The 17,771-nt window shown below is 42.2% G+C and carries 16 protein-coding genes and 1 pseudogene; 11 read left to right on the top strand and 6 right to left on the bottom strand.

Features of this window, described 5'->3' with window-relative positions:
- The first annotated feature begins 50 nt into the window (after positions 1-50).
- Positions 51-1,384 (top strand): annotated as a pseudogene (locus tag V7L31_RS03700) (serpin family protein).
- A gap of 21 nt (positions 1,385-1,405) precedes the next feature.
- Here V7L31_RS03700 and V7L31_RS03695 read toward each other — a convergent pair.
- On the bottom strand, positions 1,406-2,572 hold the full coding sequence (locus tag V7L31_RS03695; RefSeq protein WP_334694998.1) for an AI-2E family transporter: 1,167 nt from the start codon (positions 2,570-2,572) through the stop codon (positions 1,406-1,408).
- Between the two features lie 211 nt (positions 2,573-2,783).
- Between V7L31_RS03695 and V7L31_RS03690 the strand changes: the two genes are divergently transcribed.
- Both V7L31_RS03690 and V7L31_RS03685 read left to right on the top strand, forming a co-directional pair.
- Entirely contained in the window at positions 2,784-3,125 is a 342-nt protein-coding gene (locus V7L31_RS03690; RefSeq protein ID WP_334695024.1) for a hypothetical protein, read from the top strand.
- Positions 3,126-3,410: 285 nt separating this feature from the next.
- A complete protein-coding gene (locus V7L31_RS03685) occupies positions 3,411-4,835 on the top strand; it encodes an LCP family protein (RefSeq protein WP_334694997.1) in 1,425 nt (474 codons plus the stop codon).
- 143 nt (positions 4,836-4,978) lie between these two features.
- On the opposite strand, the gene V7L31_RS03680 is transcribed toward V7L31_RS03685, so the two are convergent.
- Genes V7L31_RS03680 through V7L31_RS03660 form a run of 5 tightly spaced genes read right to left on the bottom strand, consistent with a single transcriptional unit; the run spans position 4,979 to position 10,719 of the window.
- Positions 4,979-6,031, bottom strand: coding sequence for an anthranilate phosphoribosyltransferase family protein (locus V7L31_RS03680; protein ID WP_334694996.1), 1,053 nt, complete (start codon positions 6,029-6,031; stop codon positions 4,979-4,981).
- Between the two features lie 58 nt (positions 6,032-6,089).
- Positions 6,090-6,737, bottom strand: a complete 648-nt coding sequence (locus V7L31_RS03675; RefSeq protein ID WP_334694995.1) for an FHA domain-containing protein — start codon at positions 6,735-6,737, stop codon at positions 6,090-6,092.
- Complete coding sequence (locus V7L31_RS03670) at positions 6,715-8,850, bottom strand: substrate-binding domain-containing protein (protein ID WP_334694994.1); 2,136 nt, start codon at positions 8,848-8,850, stop codon at positions 6,715-6,717. The genes V7L31_RS03675 and V7L31_RS03670 overlap by 23 nt, the downstream gene beginning before the upstream one ends.
- Before the next feature lie 43 nt (positions 8,851-8,893).
- Complete coding sequence (locus V7L31_RS03665; RefSeq protein ID WP_334694993.1) at positions 8,894-9,574, bottom strand: response regulator transcription factor; 681 nt, start codon at positions 9,572-9,574, stop codon at positions 8,894-8,896.
- A 26-nt stretch (positions 9,575-9,600) separates the two neighbouring features.
- Positions 9,601-10,719, bottom strand: coding sequence for a sensor histidine kinase (locus V7L31_RS03660; RefSeq protein ID WP_334694992.1), 1,119 nt, complete (start codon positions 10,717-10,719; stop codon positions 9,601-9,603).
- A gap of 602 nt (positions 10,720-11,321) precedes the next feature.
- Between V7L31_RS03660 and V7L31_RS03655 the strand changes: the two genes are divergently transcribed.
- The 8 genes from V7L31_RS03655 to V7L31_RS03620 form a co-directional block, all read left to right on the top strand.
- A complete protein-coding gene (locus tag V7L31_RS03655; RefSeq protein ID WP_334694991.1) occupies positions 11,322-12,161 on the top strand; it encodes a Pvc16 family protein in 840 nt (279 codons plus the stop codon).
- Positions 12,162-12,191: 30 nt separating this feature from the next.
- A complete protein-coding gene (locus V7L31_RS03650; protein WP_334694990.1) occupies positions 12,192-13,853 on the top strand; it encodes a phage tail sheath family protein in 1,662 nt (553 codons plus the stop codon).
- A 92-nt stretch (positions 13,854-13,945) separates the two neighbouring features.
- A complete protein-coding gene (locus V7L31_RS03645) occupies positions 13,946-14,401 on the top strand; it encodes a phage tail protein (RefSeq protein WP_094331970.1) in 456 nt (151 codons plus the stop codon).
- Between the two features lie 136 nt (positions 14,402-14,537).
- The gene (locus V7L31_RS03640) at positions 14,538-15,032 is read left to right on the top strand and encodes a phage tail protein (RefSeq protein ID WP_179066249.1); all 495 of its coding nucleotides are present in this window, start codon (positions 14,538-14,540) and stop codon (positions 15,030-15,032) included.
- Between the two features lie 12 nt (positions 15,033-15,044).
- Complete coding sequence (locus V7L31_RS03635; RefSeq protein ID WP_334694989.1) at positions 15,045-15,392, top strand: hypothetical protein; 348 nt, start codon at positions 15,045-15,047, stop codon at positions 15,390-15,392.
- A 468-nt stretch (positions 15,393-15,860) separates the two neighbouring features.
- Positions 15,861-16,244, top strand: a complete 384-nt coding sequence (locus V7L31_RS03630; protein ID WP_292739585.1) for a phage tail assembly protein — start codon at positions 15,861-15,863, stop codon at positions 16,242-16,244.
- Entirely contained in the window at positions 16,187-16,390 is a 204-nt protein-coding gene (locus V7L31_RS03625) for a DUF6760 family protein (protein WP_334694988.1), read from the top strand. Before V7L31_RS03630 ends, V7L31_RS03625 begins: the two co-directional genes overlap by 58 nt.
- Positions 16,387-17,771, top strand: a 1,385-nt coding sequence (locus V7L31_RS03620; protein ID WP_334694987.1) for an FHA domain-containing protein, incomplete at its 3' end; no start/stop codon positions are given. The genes V7L31_RS03625 and V7L31_RS03620, both read left to right, overlap by 4 nt.

Below are 17,771 nucleotides of genomic sequence, written 5' to 3'. Positions count from 1 at the left end.
GCGTCAATCATAAGCACAGATCGGGAATCTTTGGCAAGTGAGGTAGCAGAATGAATCGGCAGAATAGTGATGCGAAAGAAAACTTCCTACAAAGACGCTACGGTGTTAGTCTGGGCAGACGTTATGCTTTGGCCGCTGCAAGTGTTGTTCTATTCAGTGTATTAGGGTGTTCTCAAGTCAATAGTAATAAAAGTGCCATCGCCCAATCTAGTTTGCCTCAACCAGAAAATCCATTGCAAAAAAAAACAGTCAACACTGATACAAAAATAGTTGAGTCTAGCAATAAGTTTGGCTTCAAACTGTTTTCAGAAGTGCTGAAAAATGATCGGGGTGGGAATAATATTTTTATCTCACCTTCGAGTGTGGCGATCGCTCTTGCTATGACCTACAACGGCGCTAGCGGCTCGACTCAACAAGCAATGGCAAAAACCCTAGAATTACAGGGGATGAATCTACCAGAAATCAACTCTTCTTATGCGGCGGCATTAAAGCAGCTTTTAGATAATTCTGATACGAAAGTGCAACTGAAGATCGCTAACTCACTTTGGGCAAATCAAGATGTTAGCTTTGCGCCAGACTTTATCAAGAGAACCCAGGATTTCTATCAAGCCAAGGTCAGCAATTTAAACTTTAAAGATGCCGCCGCATCTAATATTATTAATAACTGGGTAAAAGAAAATACTAACGGTAAAATTAATAAAATAGTTGAAACCATTGAACCCAATCAGGTTTTATTTTTAATAAATGCCATATATTTTATTTTAAAGGAAATTGGAGTAACGAGTTTGACAAAAAAGAAACTGCCCAATACCCTTTTTACATCACATCTGGTAGGCGGAAGCAACACCCAACGATGTCGCAGAAGGGTGATTATAGATATTATGAAAGCGAAGAATTTCAGGCAGTTAGTTTACCTTATGGTAAAGATGGTAAATTCAGTTTTTATATATTTTTGCCCAAACAGAATTCTAACCTCCAAACCTTCTATCAGAACTTGAATGTTGCAAACTGGGAAAAATGGATGACTCAGTTCAACAAACAAAAAGGGTTTATCCGCCTACCCCGCTTCAAAACAGAATATGATATTACACTCAATGATGCTTTGAAAACTTTAGGCATGGGAGAGGCTTTCAGCAACAAAGCTAATTTTTCCGGCATGGGGAAAAATTTTGCCATTAGCCAAGTTAAACACAAAACTTTTGTGGAAGTAAACGAAGAAGGAACCGAAGCGGCTGCGGCTACTTCAGTGGGAATAGTAGCAACATCTTTGAGAGATGAACCAGAACCATTCCGAATGATTGTCGATCGTCCCTTCTTCTGTGCCATCAGAGATAATCAGACGGGAAGTCTTTTGTTTATGGGTTCCATCATTGATCCGCAATGAGGCAGGAGGCTTTCTGCCTCATTAAGGTGATGTCGCTTCAGAAATGCTCAAAGTGCTTTTAGGGTCAGTTTTTGGGGACTCGTTTGCTGTGACGGGTACAGTTATCTCCCCAGTGGCGCTGTCGTTTGTCTCGTTACCAAGACGCAAGGCGCTTAAAGCAGTCTTAATCACAACAGCAGTGGGTACTGCCACAATGACACCCAATAGTCCGCCAATTCTTGCCCCCGTCAAGACCGAAATTAAAATCCAAACTGGATTTAAACCAGTAAAGCTGCCTAAAATTCGGGGGGCAATCAAGTTTTCGAGAATTTGCTGTACAATTACCGCTGCGATCAAAACTCTCACACCCATTGAGAAATCTTGCAATGCTACCAATAGTGTAGTCATGGCGATGCCTACAGAACCGCCAAAGGGGACGAGAGCCATCAGTCCAATAGTTAGTCCGAATAGCAACCCAAAGGGCACTTTTAGCCACAAAAAGGTAGGAATGAGGGCTGATGCCATGCAGGTAGATAAAATCAACTGGGTGATGAAGAAATTTTGGAAGCTGAGGCGGACTGTTTTAGAGAAAGGATCGCGGAATTTATTCGGTAGCCATTCGACTAAACTTTCCCAGAGTTCACCCCCATGCTGTAAAAGATAGAAAGTCAAAACCATCGTCAAGAGAATATCTAGCAGACTAGTGACTGTAAGTACAGCTAGATTTAGAACTTGGCCAGCGATCGCTTGCAATTGTCCTTTAACGCGATCATTGATTTGCACCACCAGAGCATCGAGGTTAATCGGTAAGCTAAAAGTCTCAGCTTTTTCGTTTAAGATCATTAACTGAGAGCGTCCAGAGTCGATCAACTCTGGCAAACGAGCCACTAGCTGTTGAGCTTGGGTAAGGGCGAGGGGGAAAAGTGTCACACCTAACGCCAATAAAATCGATAAAGCCAAGAGAAATACTAAAATAGCAACTTGCTCTCGTCTTGCACCATGATGCTCCATCCAGCTCACGGGGTAGTTGAGCAGAAAAGCTAGTACTGAGGCTCCAACTAAAATGACTATGAGAGAATGAAAATAACTAAAAAATACCGAAATTGCCCAGCCATTGATAACCAGCAGCGGAGCGAATAGCGCGATCGCCCCGATTCGCGCTATTGGAGTAAATGTTTGCCACCAGTCGAGTAGCTTACGTGTCTGCATTTTGAGCTGATTGCGGAATAGAACTAAATGAAATTTTTCTTTACAGCTTATTATCTCTAACTATATGAGTCTTATTCATCCTTCTAGTTTAGGAGTTAGACAAACCCCTATGGATAATTTTGAACCGAAAGAGAGTGGCGAGTGGAGAGCAGAGGAGCAGAGGAGCAGGGGAGCAGGGGAGCAGGGGGAGAATAATAATCCCCAATCCCCAATGCCCAAAACACAGTTGCTTTTACATTTAGTTCCGATTATCGGCTTTTTTCCGTCTTTGTGGACTCTCTATCGGGGCCAGGGTAGTCGGGAACAACTTGCTATTAGTCGTCTGTCTATTACTTTGGCACTTACTTGGCTGTTGGGTTATTTATTATTAACTACCGGAGCAGCAACTTCAGATTATTTTCCGCTACGTCTATTTATCCTGAATAGCTTTCTCACGTCGGGTTACTTTTTAGTAAGTGTCTGGTTGATTTTGCGCCTAATGCAGGGCAAATCTGGCCGTTTGCCAGGGTTTAGTAATTTAGCAGAGCGAGTGCTTGGTAAGTATTTATCTTAATTTTTTTGGGTGACAAATTGTCAGTGTTTTTACTTATTTCCTAAAAATTTACAGTTGATTTGTCCATATATCTAGTCAAATCCAGTTTATTATTGCCATACTTCAGTAAAACATCTTTAGATTGGCCCAAAAGAAGAATAAAAGCTGCTATAAGTGTTGTGGTTGACACTACATTAAAAAAGTTAGCACTGATAATTAAGAGTTAGCTATTATGGGTTGATTTATTTGGATGTTTTTAGTCTGCAATTTACCAAATTTGATTAGTGAGTAAGTGTGAGGAAGTCTGTGACCATTCAAAGAAGTTCGGCGGAAGAAAACCAGTCGGGAAAAGCCTCAAAGTCCAATAAAAAGATTTCTCAGAACTCGACATCAGGACGTTGGTTATGGTTTTGGGTAGGGATGAGTGGTATTGCAATGGTGTCTGCAACTGCGGGGGCGCTTTTGGCGGTATCTTTGACTAGCACGCCTTTGCAACAAGCCCAGCTAAGTCCAAAGGATGAGGCGGCTTTTGATGGCGATCGCATTTCTGGAGGGGTACTGCGATTTTCAGAATTAACTCGCCCAGTAAATCTCTTGGTGATGGGGATGAGCGTACTTCCCCCAGATATTCAAAACCCTCCCCCAGAAACCAAAAACCTCAAATACCTGCCCCAAGTAAACTCCTTTGATGGTCTTTCTGATGTCATGCTCTTGGTCAAATTCGATCCAGAGACGAAAAAAATAAATATGCTCTCCATTCCCAGAGATACCCGCACACAAATAGAGGGGTATGGGGTGAAAAAAATTAATGCTGCCAATGTTGACGGTGGCCCAGCTTTAACTGCCAGAACCGTCAGTAACCTCTTAGGTGGGGCGGGAATTGATCGCTATATCCGAATTAACGTTTTGGGAGTTGCCAAGCTGATTGATGCTTTGGGTGGCGTGACAGTTTACGTCCCCAAAAATATGAAGTACCAAGATGATTCTCAGCATTTATACATCAATTTGAAGGCGGGTAAGCAGCACCTCAATGGCGATCAAGCATTACAATTGCTACGTTTTCGCCATGACGAACTCGGTGATATTGGTCGGATTCAGCGGCAGCAAATGGTCATCCGAGCTTTGATGGATCAAACACTCAACCCGGCTACTGTTGCTCAATTACCTAAAGTTCTGGATGTAGTCAAAGAACACATTGATACTAACTTAACGGTTGAAGAGTTAGTGGCGTTGATGGGTTTTGGAGTGCGGACAAATCGCTCTAATATGCAAATGTTAATGCTGCCTGGTCGCTTTAGTGAGAAAGGTGAATTTGATGCTAGCTATTGGTTACCTAACAAAGATGGTATTGCGAAATTAATGGCTCAACATTTTGGGTTAGAGTCAGAACAACAACAGCTAGGAACTACGGCTAGCCCCCGTTCTTTGCGTATAGCAATTCAAGATAGTACAGGTGGCGATCGCTCCAACCTCCAGCCATTAATTAGAGCCTTAGAAAAATCTGGATATCGCAACATTTATATTGCCAAGGCATGGGGGGAACCTCTAGAGGTAACTCACGTTGTCGCCCAACAAGGAGACGGTGACAGTGCCGAATCAATTCGCAACACTTTGGGATTTGGCGAAGTGCGCGTGGAAAGTACTGGGAATCTTGGCTCAGATATCAGTATCCAAGTGGGTCAGGATTGGTTGCAACAAAAATCTATTTTGGAGAATTCGGGGACGAAATAATTCGTAATTCGTAATTCGTAATTAATTACGAATTAGAGACTTTCAAATCAAAAATATCCCAAAATTGACGCAAAATCCTCTCTATTTCTCCTCTGTGTGTGGTTCGTTAAAATCCCTTGTGTTTACACTGGCACAAATCCTATTTACACTGAATTTACTATCTGGTTTAGTTCTTGGAGTTTAGCTGCTACTACACCATTGGTTAATAATTCTTCTGCTTTAGCCAAACCCTTTGACATATCTGGACAAATACCACTCCGCCATAGATAAAATCCACCATTCCACAAGGCTGTTTGCATCAATTCACCTGGTTTACCTGCCAAAACCTCTTGAATATCTGCCACCAGTTCTTCAGTAGTTCCAAGGGGTACGTTTTTGGTAGTAAAGCCGTAATCGCGCGGTACGAGGTGCAATCGTTCTACCTCTTGGGATGCTATGGATGAAGATAAGCTGATAATTGCAGTGCGATCGCGCGGTAAGTCGCAACTACCTTCCAATCCTTTGACTAATGTAAATTTTGTCACTCCTCGCAGTCCTAGAGCTATCTGAAACATCCCTTCTGTCGGGGGATGGACAAACCCTGCAATGACGTGGGCATCACCATCATAAGGACACCAAATTAGCTCCATTGTCGCCAAGGGCGGACGCTTGCCAAGTTGGTCGCGGTACTCCCAAATACTTGTAGTTAAGGGGAAATGCTGAGGTAGATAAATAAAGCCGATTCCCGTTTGCTCAAATACCTGCTGGGTTTTTGTTAGTGGTAGGGTAGTCCAATTGACTCCTAAACCCTGCCAAATATCTATCAGGGGTAAGCCGTACTTCGTTGGTAAGCGATCGCCACCGTGCATGATTACTGGTTGTCCCACTGCGGCGAGTAGTAAAGCTGTTACGGGACTAATTGGTGCTGTGCGGGTTCTGCCATCATAAGGTATGCCAAGAGCGATCGCTGGTCGGTCTGAGGCTATTGGTTGCAGTTTTGGCCCCAGTTCCTCATAAGCATCCAACATTCCGGCTAATTCTTCCCCTGTGGGCCGCTTGATTCGATGAGCAATCAAAAATGCTCCGATTTGGACTGGTGTAGCTTCACCCAACAACATCATTTTAGTTGCGGCCGCTGCTTCAATACGAGTTAAATTCTCGGCTGTGTGGTTTCCACCGCCTACTTTTTGCAGGAATCCCCGAAATACATTGCTCATTTAGTCATTGGTCATTGGTCATTAGTCGTCATTGGTCAATTATCAAATAAGGTTTTTGCTACACAATATATACAGTGAAGTTGACTAGGTTATCCTGACCAAATCGTACTGAGTCACCGTTCAACAGGCGATATTGCATTCCAGGTGTTAGAGGATTGTTGTTTAAATAAATACCATTTGTACTCATGTCAACAATCATGTATGAGTTTTGCGACCAATCCCAATCGACTCGTGCATGACGACGAGAGACTATTCCTTCACTGGGAATGCCGGTCAAGTCAATTTCTGGGGGCGCTATTCCTGGACTCTGACTGCGGCGACCAATATAACCTCCTTCTCCAACAAGGTTAAATTCTCTTCCTGTGCTATGAACTAGTTTTAAGAGAGGCGCTCTTTGAGGCGGAGGGGTATAAACAGGCGGTGTTGGTTGATAAGAAACCCGTGGCTGATAGACTGTTGAATAATCAACGGGAGGTTGTTGGGGAACTTGGTAGTTAGGTTGGTCTGTTGCAGGTCGCTGATACTGACTAGGTTGTTGTTGATTGGGCTGTGGTTGACTAGGCTGTGGTTGAATAGGCGGCGGTTGTGGTGTAGGGGAAACTACATTCCCCACAGGGGTGGAACACCAGGGACAAACCTTAGCATTGTTAGGCAGGGCGCGGTTAAAATATTCGCAACTGGGATTAGGGCACCGATTTGCAGGCATAGGAATTTATATCATCAGGCATGGGTTGTAAAGCTACAAGACCTACTTTAGTAAGTAAACACTGACCCTGACGAGTAGTTAGCATCTGAGCAAATGTAGAACCACCGGGCAGGCGGTTGCTGTCTTTAGGGTACACTACAAAAATAGGGTATCCCAGGGGGTAGCTTTGGAAAGTTGTGACATCAACATAATAATCATCATGCTGACATAAGTCATCTGAGGGATTTATTGAGCGGCGATCGCGTCTTTGAAACAGAGGTTGAATAGCTGACTTTTTGCTATCTGCGATCGCTAACGGGTAGCCTGTACACTGACTCGAAGTTTTACTGATAATCCCAAAACTAATAATACCAGTGGTGCGCCCTTCTAAAGTCTCACTGCGGATCAAATTTTGGGTCTTTGTGGTATCAAGTTTAGTAACTTTTGCTGCAAATAAAGCTTCGTCTTGAGGAGCGTTTTTGAGAACTATTTCTTGAAATTTACTGATTGCTTCCGGTTCTGTTGGGGCGAAAGCTTTCACAGGTAGATTTGGAAGTTTAGAATTAATCTGCTGCCAATTGGTAATTTTGCCTGTGTAAATTTGACGCAATTGCTCAATATTGATTTGGCCTCCAAGAGCGTTAGCAAGATTTGAATCTCTTTTATTAAATGCTACAAACACAAGTAAACCATCATAAGCAACTTGTTTTTTCGCAAGTTTATCTGTGATGTTGTCTACTAAACTTGTAATTGCAAAATCTTTTTTGTTTGTTTGAACTTCTTCGATACTTTTAACCGAATTATTTATGTTTGATGATAAGACAGATTTATAGTCAAATGTTGCTGTTGCATCTGATTTTGGTCTGGTCAATAAATCTCCTAAACGAGTGTTGTCTACAGATTGCGTTAAAACATAGCTCCATGTACTATCTTTTTCTCCTGTGTAAGTAAATTGTCCCGAAGGAACGTTGGGAACTTCTGAGAAATTCCGCACAAGTCTAGACCATTGTATATATTGATTAGGACTATCTATTTTCCTACTCCAAAACCAATACCAAATTCCGCCGCCAAGTAGTAATAAAGCGAGAACTCCTAACAGAATTAAGGGCATTGGTAAAGGCTTTTTGATTTCTTGAGAAGCTGGCGACGAACCTACTGAATTTTTGCCGCGATCTTCTTTAGGAAGTTTTAGCAGTGCTTGACGAGCCGCTTCCGCATTCTCGAAAGGAGTTTCTAGACCAATTAAACGATAAATAAACTGCTTTAAATGGCTATCGGTATCTGGCCATTGTTGATTATCTCTAGGGTTGAGAGGCTGGTTAGATAACAAATTAGTTGTCCGCCCTACCCACAAAGTAAAGGCTAGCAATCCTAATGATTCTAAATCTTGCTCAGGTCTGGCGGGAGCGGGTTGAGGAATAATTGGTGGAATAAATAAGTTTTCCCAGATAGCTAAATCACAAAAATATATAGAAAAATTTTGATTATTTTCTACCTTAATTAAGGTACTATCTAAACTGATATTTCCGTGAGTGATACCCAACTGTGTTTGATTTGAGGGGAAACGCAGCTTTTGGGTATGGAGAAACTGGAGAGTTTGTAAACCTTGATTTAGCATCTCACGCACATCATGAGGTGTCATTGCTCCCTTTTCTATGAGATACTTACCTAAAGTTTGGGATGATTCTATCCCCTGAGTAATAAGATAGCAGCGTTCGCCTCTTTCATCTGTGATCGCTTCTTTCGTTTCCACCAGACGGAAATTTTGAATTCGACTATCGGCTAAACTTACTCCACCCACTCGTTTGAAAGTATCTTTGCGCTTTTGAGTCTCGCTTTCATTAAAAGAACGATTGGGTAGCAGGTATTCTTTGATAATGACGGGTTGTTTGTCCTTGAGTTGAACACCTGAGTATAAGCGGCCTAAACCCCGTACACCCACAAAACTAGCTATTTGATAAGTCCCCTGATTTCCTTTAATCTCAGCCTCCTGCGGTAAAGTTGCTGGAAAACCACATTCCAAGCAAAACTTAGCGCCCTTTATTTGCTGTGCCGTTTGGAAAGGGCGATCGCAATTTAAGGGAGAATTGTACGAGCAGGGGTATTCTTGATAAAAAGATTCAAATGAAGGCATATACAAAGAGTTTCGTGAATTGCGTCGATTACTTCTCTCGCGCTCAAGTGTGAACTAATCCTAACTTGAGGGCAGCCACAATCGCTTGAGTCCGACTAGTAACCTTCAATTTTTCAAAAATACTGGTGAGATGCGCCTTAACAGTAGCGACTGTTACATATAAATGTTTAGAGATTTCTTCATTAGAAGCACCTTGAGTTAACCAGTATAAAACTTCTTGCTCTCTTTCGGTTAAATGCACTTCATGACATGCTTTCACACAAGAATCTGAGTAAGCCTGAAAAAACCGGAAAAATCGACTAGCAACTTCTGAAGGTAGATAAATTTCTGACCGAGTTACAGTGTCAATAGCTTCACACAATTGCGTGGCTAAACGATTTTTAAACACATAACCTGCGGCTCCCGCCTGCATCGCTCGAAAAATCCAGTCGTCTTCTTGATGAGCCGACAATACTAAAACTTTGCCAGTATAAGCAGTTTCCTTAAGACGTGCCAAAACTGTAATTCCATCACATCCTTTTAACTGCATATCCAGCAAAATTAAATCTGGACACTTCTGGTTTGTAAACTTTAAAACTTGATCGACGGAATCCGCGTCACCCATCACTTCTACAGGTAATGCAGAATTAATACTATAAAAATTGAGGAGAGTACGCAACCCTTGACGAAACCTTTCTTCGTCATCTACCAGCAAAACCGAAAGTTTTTTCTGAGCATTAGTCATATCTTTAATTACGAGTTACGAATTATTTATCCATTTCTTGGTCGAGGTAAAATTATAGAAAACTGCGCCCCACTTTCTGACAAAACTTGTGCCCAGATACTTCCTTGATGATCCAGAATAATTTTTTTAGCAATAGTTAAACCTAGTCCTGTACCTCCTTTTCGCCGAGAATAAAATGGGGTGAATACTTTTTGCAAATCCTCTTGAGACAATCCTGGGCCTTGGTCGGAAATTTTAATTAATACTTCATCTTGAAAAATTTGCCAACTACAGCTAATAGTTCCTGAATTTGGGCTGAAATGAACAGCATTACTGAGGATATTATCAAAAACTTGTTTCATTTGCAATCTATCTATCTTCAGTATTGTTGATGTATTGGGAATTAATATTTTAAGTTTTTTCTGATTAATTAGTGGTTGTAGATTTGTGATACTTTCAACTACCAAACTTCTTAAATCTTGAAGTGATATCCTTAATTTTGCACTTTGACCGCAATCAATCAGTTCATTCAAATTAGTATCTAAATCTTGTATGCTTTCGCCAATTATTGTTGCTTGCTCTTGCCAAGGGCTATCCTCTAAACCCAAGCAGAGATTATGTGCATATAATCCGATGAGTCCTAGAGAATTACGCAATTGGTGTCCTACTCGATGCAGGATATCTTCTAAAAGTTGAATTTCAGTTTTTTGTCTTCCATAATCCAAGGAAATATCTACATATTTACTTATGAGTGTAGCCGAGCGCTTTACGTATAGTTGTAAGCTTGATGAGAGAGGTTCATGAGTAATGATTTGAATGTATTCAGGCTTTTGATTTCTATAAGATATGGGGCAAATATAAGAAATGAATGAAAAATCCTTAAGTTTAAATTTATGTAAAGTAAAAGCAGCCGGGAAATCTGTGAGCCATGCTTCTGAACGCAAGTAAGCTAAAGCTTTTGGAGGAAAAGGAGCTTGGTCTTGACCATAATTTATCACCTCCTGATTAGCTTTTGAAAATGAATCGTGATAGACAATCCGAGCGAAAAAAATTGGATATTGACTAGTTAACTGCTCAGACTCAAGCTGACAAAAACTCTGAATATCTGAGGAATTCAAATAATTAGAGCTATTGTCTAGTTTTTGTACAGAAAAGCCTAGTGTCATAGCTTCACTCGCTTTTTGCAACCAAATGTTTTACTATTCTGCTGACCAGTATAAAATTATGCAGCCTCAAGAATGTTTATTTTTTTGTTAAGTTATCTTTGTAACTAATTAATACAAAGAATTATTAAGTTTACATTTAAAACCGCATTTCCTTTCCCTAAGTATATATAGGTATACAGTACCTATTATTTACAACACTTGGATGAATCTGTTCGTAGAGAGTGCTGAAGCGCTCAAACCAAAGACTAAAGTCCTGACTACGAACTTATTCATCGATGAAAGTTGGATTGGCGCTCTAGGGTAGGCTTTTCAGTCTACTCCACAAGAAAAAATGTTATGCGTCCAATCAAGAACTACTCAAGACTAATCTACAAACTGAAGTTGCTACTTTTCGGATTCTGGAAAAGCTAATATTTTCCAGCTTTCTCAATCATCATTTTGAGAAGATGGGGAGTAGGGAGTGGGGAGTTATAAGAATTCTTTGCCCAATGCCCTATGCTCAATTCCCCAATCCCAAAATATCGACAAAAGTCTAATTAACTTTAGAAGACTGATACATATACTCTAGAGGCATCTGGATTAGCTACCAGCATAATACCTTCATGCTTATCTTCGTTCTTCAAACTTTAGCCGAAATTCTAGCTGGAGGAACCTCGCTTACCAGTACAGAGCAAATTGACTTTAGCCATCCTGGTAATCGCAGGGAAGAGGGAGCAGGGCCGACTCTCAATTTATACATATTTGATATACGTGAGAGTAAGCAGGTACAACATTCTGGTAGGCAAGTTGAGCGCAAGCTAACACGCGCTCTGCAACCTGCTACTGTAAATTGGGCACCTGCTTGGTTTGATGTTTCGCTGCTATTAACAGCCTGGGATAGAACAGCTTTAGGTGAGCATCACTTTATTAGTGAGGCTTTGACTGTGCTGTTGCGCCATCGCACCTTGGAAGAGGAGTTTTTGGTTCCTGAATTACGGGGCTATGGTAATTTGAACATGACAGTTGCCCTAGAGCCGCCAATTGAGATTGGCTCTTTATGGAGCGCTCTCAATGTGCCATTGCGTTCAGCCTTATATTTAACAGTCACAATCCCCTTCGAGCCACAACCGACTCCAGTACCTTTGGTTTGGGAGCGAATTTTCAATTTGCGAAATCAATTATCTCGCGATAGTGACAGTCTAGTATTAACGAGGCGAGTTGCGATCGCAGGTATTGTCAAAAGTGCGGTGACAAATTTACCTCTGGTAGCGACAGAAGTAGCTGTGAGGGGAACTGAAAAATCCATATTAACCACTAAAGAAGGGTTGTTCTTCTTTGAAGACCTTCATTTAGGTAATTATGTTTTGACTCTGAATCATCCTGGCTATTTACCCCAAAACGTCAATGCATTGGTAGATAACCAAAGTCATACTTTCAAAGAAATATTTCTAACTCCTGAATAATTAGATTTTTACTGACTTGGAGAGACTTTCATGGCTAGACTTGATTACTTTGCTCCTGGTGTCTACATCGAAGAAATTGACCGGGGTAGCCGACCAATTGAAGGTGTTAGCACAGCAGTTGCCGGATTTGTCGGCTTTACAGAAGACGTTCGCGGTGGGGCTGAGTTATACAAGCCCATGCTAGTAACCACTTGGACACAATTTTTAAACTACTTTGCGCGTCCCAACTCTGACGGCTTCACCGACTTCAACGCCTATTTACCCTTTTCAGTCTACGGCTACTTTATGAATGGTGGCGGTCGTTGCTGGGTAACAAGCATTGGGACTCAATTACCAGGCGCACCCAGACCCGCAACTCCAGAACCGGCTACCCTCAGAATCAACTCTAGAGGTAATCGTCCAGCCCTCCGCTTTACTTTGCGCCCTGAGCAAGCATCGGGCGGATTAGTAAATCTCGTTATTATTGATGGTTCGCCCCGCGCCCTACCCGAAGGTACTGAAGGAGAAGCGCCTCCAAATACAGGCGAATATTTCACCATCCAAATTCGTCGGGGAGATGAACTTTTAGAGCAATACGAAAACTTGACAATGAACCGCGAACCTGCTGGTCAAACAGCGACTTATGCACTCGCGGCATTGAGAAATTCCTTGTATGTGACTGTAGAAGACATCACTCAAAGCGGACAGCCTTTAGCTCGTCGCCCTGTTAATGGTCAATATGAGCTAGCGCCGCCCATTGTCGCCGCCACACCCGATAGATTTTCGCAAAATTTAGAAGGGGTTCGAGACGATCGCACCGGGGTACGCGGTATCTTTGAAGTTGATGAAATCACAATGCTGGCTTGTCCTGATGTGATGCGGGCTTATCAAGAGCAGATACTTAATTTAGATCAAGTTCACGGCATCATCGAACTGATGATTAGTATGTGCGAGGGTTCTGCCAGTGGCGATATTCCCAATCCGCCTAACCGGATGGTTGTACTTGATGCGCCACCGGATGCCGTCAAACCGCAACAAGTAGTGGAGTGGTTGAATAGATTTAACCGTCGTTCGATGTTTGCGGCCCTTTATTATCCTTGGATTAAAGTACCCAATCCACGCGATCGCGGTAATCCAATTTTAGTACCTCCTTGCGGTCATGTGATGGGCGTTTGGGCCCGCACCGACGAAACCAGAGGAGTTTACAAAGCCCCTGCAAATGAAGTTCCAAGAGGCGTAATTGGTTTGGGCTATGACACAAACTTCCGCGAACAAGAACTATTAAACCCCTTGGGAATAAATTGCATTCGCAACTTCCCCAACCGAGGTATCCGCATTTGGGGCGCACGCACTCTAGTTGAGCCAGATAAAACAGAGTGGCGTTACATCAGTGTGCGTCGGCTAATTAGCTATATTGAAAAATCTCTAGAATTAGGGACTCAGTGGGTAGTTTTTGAACCGAACGACCAAGATTTATGGGCGCGTGTAACCCGCACCGTCAGTAATTTCTTAGAACGCATCTGGCGTGAAGGTGCTTTATTTGGGGCATCTCCAGCCCAAGCATTTTATGTGAAGTGCGACGAAGAATTAAACCCACCAGAAACCAGAATTTTAGGACGTTTATACATCGAAGTCGGAGTTTGCCCAGTCAGACCGGCTGAATTTGTTGTTTTCCGCATCAGCCAATGGAATGGCATTGAAGATAGCGAATAGACCAAGAATTCTCCTCTTGTAGAGACGCGATTTATCGCGTCTTTCCCCATTCCCCATTTCAAAATTAATTACACATAAAGGAGTCTAAAAGTATGGCAGGCGAATTTTTAACCTCTTGTAAGTTTTACTTCGAGGCTGATGGAATTACTGATAAATTTATCAAAGAAATTAGCGGACTAGGCGTTGAAAATACACCAGCGCAAGAAGTCCACGGTTCATCTAAGGGCGCTAAACTAATGCGTCAAGCCACACCAACTGTTGTTAAATTTACCAACATTACAGTCAAAGTCATCGCCACAGATGATATAGACCTTTATAAATGGTATCAAGACTGTAACGAAGACATGGGCGACCCTCGGAAGTGGGCACAGAATCGTAAGACTGGTTCGGTGGTTGCTTACGACCAACAAGGCTCTGAAAAAGCACGCTGGAACATCGTCAATTGTTATCCCTGTAAATACACCGGGCCAACCTTAACTGCCTCTGGTGGCGATATGGCAAATGAAACAGTTGAATTGGTTCACGAAGGAATTAAACGAATCAAATAATCGTAATTACGTAAAGCCTGCGGCATAGCTTTGCTTAGAGCGTAGCGGTAGCGAGTCCGCAAGCGTCATTACGAATTACGTTAGCGCAGCGGTAGCGAGTCCGCGAGCGTCATTACGAATTACGAATTATTTAACAGTGGTACAATCCGCAAGCCGAATTCCAGAAGTTCTGACAGCCCATCGGTTCTATTTAGAACTGACACTAGAAGGTCAAAATGATGCCAATTGTTTCTTTTTGGAGTGTCAAGGCTTCAAAAGAACCCAAGAGGTAATTGAAATTTGTGAAGTCACTTCTCAAACCTGGGGTAAAAAAGGGCAATCAAAAGGTCAGGTGGTGAGAACTAAGCTTCCTAGCAATTCCAAGAGTGGTAATCTCACTTTGCGTAGAGGTACTACTAACTCTATGGATTTTTGGAAGTGGTTTGAAAAAGTCGAAAAGGGTGATTGGTCACAGCAACGTAGACTTGTTGCTTTGTCTATTTATAATCAGGCAAATGAAGAAATCGCCAGATTTGAATTAGCTGGTGCTTGGCCTGCAAGTTACAAGATTGCCGATGTTAACGCCCGCAGCCATGACATCGAAATTGAGGAGGTGGAGGTTGCTTTTGAGGAATTTAAACGCGTGAAATAATATAGGAGAATTATGTTTCCCACAGAGTTTGAATTTACACTGCCAAAGGGGTATCTAGACTCTGAAGGCAACCTTCACCGCAAAGGTGTAATGCGGTTATCAACGGCGATAGACGAGATTGCACCCTTGCGTGACCCCCGCGTTAAAGCGAATCCCGTTTATGCCACAATTATTATCTTGGCGCGAGTGATTACCCACTTGGGTGCTTTATCAGAAGTAACCCCGGCAATCGTAGAAAACTTTTTTTCCCAAGATTTAAATTATCTCCAAGATTTTTACCGTCGAATCAATGGCTTGGAAGGCGAAACTTCCATACCGGAAGATACAGTAAATTCTCCCGAAGCAGTTCTTCATAATTGAGTCGGGGATTGGGGAGTCCTGAGTCCTGAGTCCTGAGTTCAAAGGCTCAACGTTCAAGCAAAAAGGTGCAACTTCCGAGTTCAAAGGTTCAACGTTCAAGCAAAAAGGTGCAACTTCTGAGTTCAAAGGCTCAACGTTCAAGCAAAAAGGTGCAACTTTCGAGTTCAAAGGCTCAACGTTCAAGCAAAAAGGTGCAACTTTCGAGTTCAAAGGCTCAACGTTCAAGCAAAAAGGTGCAACTTCCGAGTTCAAAGGCTCAACGTTCAAGCAAAAAGGCTCAACTTTCGAGTTCAAAGGTTCAACGTTCAAGCAAAAAGGCTCAACTTCCGAGTTCAAAGGTTCAACGTTCAAGTAAAAAGGCTCAATTTCCGAGTTTTAAGCTTGAAACAATAATATTTCTTCCTAACTCCTTACTCTTAACTCTTAACTCAGCACTCCCCAATACCCAATGCCCAAATTCAATAACCTATGCGCCGTAAAAAGGATACTCTCTGCACAGAATTTGCTTTCACTCTTCCTAGAGGATTGAGTGATAGCGAACAACGAGTACATCGTCATGGGGTGATGCGTTTAGCCACCGCCAAAGATGAAATTTTGGTGCAACAAGAGCGCAAAGTTCAAGAAAATCCGGCTTACGGTGTCTTGGTAATGCTTGCAAGGGTTATTACTCGTTTAGGCAGTTTCAACTCTGTTAGTCCTGATTTACTCGAAGAACTTCTTTTACATGACATTGCCTATCTCCGAGAATTTTACAATCGAATCAATCAGCAAGGCAATGTACATATTCCGACACAATGTCCCCACTGCAATACTCAATTTTCAGTGGAGCTAGAACTTGCGGGGGAGTCGTAAGCTACCCCTCTGATACTTTATATGAGGAGGTAGCTTTTATTGCTTATCATTTCCACTGGTCACAAGATGATATTTTAAATTTAGAACATACTACCCGTCAGCGCTGGGTGGCAGAAATCAATAAAATTAACCAAAAATTAATATGAAAGTAAAAGTTAGCTACTCACCAAATCTAAGTGAAGTCAATGAAGTTGACCTTACCACAGAAACTCCAGCGAGAGGAGAATGGCTAATAGGTCGTTCTCCTGATTCTGATTTACTCCTAGATAGCCCTGATATCAGTCGGGTACATGCTAAGTTTTTTGTTAAAGGTGGAAATTACTACTTCTCTGACCTTGGCAGTCGAAATGGCTCAATATTTAATGGGAAACAAGCTGAAAAAGATCGACCATATTCTTTGAGTGATGGAGATATTATTCGGATTGCAGATTACGTTTTGATCTTAGAAGCTGTTGCTCCCGTTTATGAGCAACCAGAGACAGTCTTTAGAATTATAGATCCTTCACTGTTTTCTCGGCCGCGATCGCCTGAAAATGTCAGCCCTACCAATGCTGTTAATCCACACCCAGAGGTAGTCAAAGAAGTAGAAACCCCTGAAATTAATCCTCCTTCCCCAGAAACCAGCGAAATCTCAGCAGTTGTTTCTACTCAAAGTGATGATTTCATCCCAGTTGTTGAGATAGCCGCGCCTGAAAACATCATTGAAACTACTGAAGCAGCCAGCGAAGTTCCACACGATGTTCGTGATGAAATTGTGGATTTGCGAACATTAGTTGCACCAGAAATCAGCGCAGATGTTGAAGAGGTAGAACTTCCAGAAATTAGTGAAGCTTCAGAAGTTTCTTCTAGTTTAGCTGATGATGCGATCGCTGCACCTGAAAACATCATTGAAACGCCTGAAGAGGAAATTGTCTTTTCAGAAGCTAACCACGATGAGGCTGTAGACTTGGAAGCAGCACTAGCAACAGAATCTACTTTCGTTCAGCAACGTAATATACCTATTCCAGAAGTTAGCAGCGATGAGTATGCAGAATTAGAAGCAGCACTAGAAGCAGAAGTCACCTTCGTACAGCCGCGTGATATTTTCAATGAAGTTCCTCCACAGAGGGCCATTCCAGAAGTTAGCAGCGATGAGTACGCAGAATTAGAAGCAGCACTAGAAGCAGAAGTTACCTTCGTACAGCCGCGCGATATTTTCCATCAAGTATCTGAGGAGGAAAGCGCCGTTCCAGAGGCTACTCATGATGAAATAGTAGATTTGGATACGCCAGTCGTAGAAAGTGCAGATGTTGCTGAAGACACGGATATTGAGCCACAAGAAACATTGAGCCAAGTTACACAAAATATCACTGATGAAGCAGTAGATTTAGATACGCCAATTACAACAGCAGATAGGGCAGATGTTCACGAAGTAGAATCTAGTCCGGTTGTCAATGAAACAATCAGCGAAGTTTCTGAAGTATCAACTGCTGTTGACGAAGTAGAACCTAGTCCGGTTGTTAATGAAACAATCAGCGAAGTTTCTGA

Origin of the sequence: Nostoc sp. (assembly GCF_036916655.1) — a bacterium.
In the GTDB taxonomy this organism is placed as follows: domain Bacteria; phylum Cyanobacteriota; class Cyanobacteriia; order Cyanobacteriales; family Nostocaceae; genus Nostoc.
The sequence above is the reverse complement of the archived record's forward strand: the minus strand, read 5'-3'. Positions and strand labels throughout refer to the sequence as shown.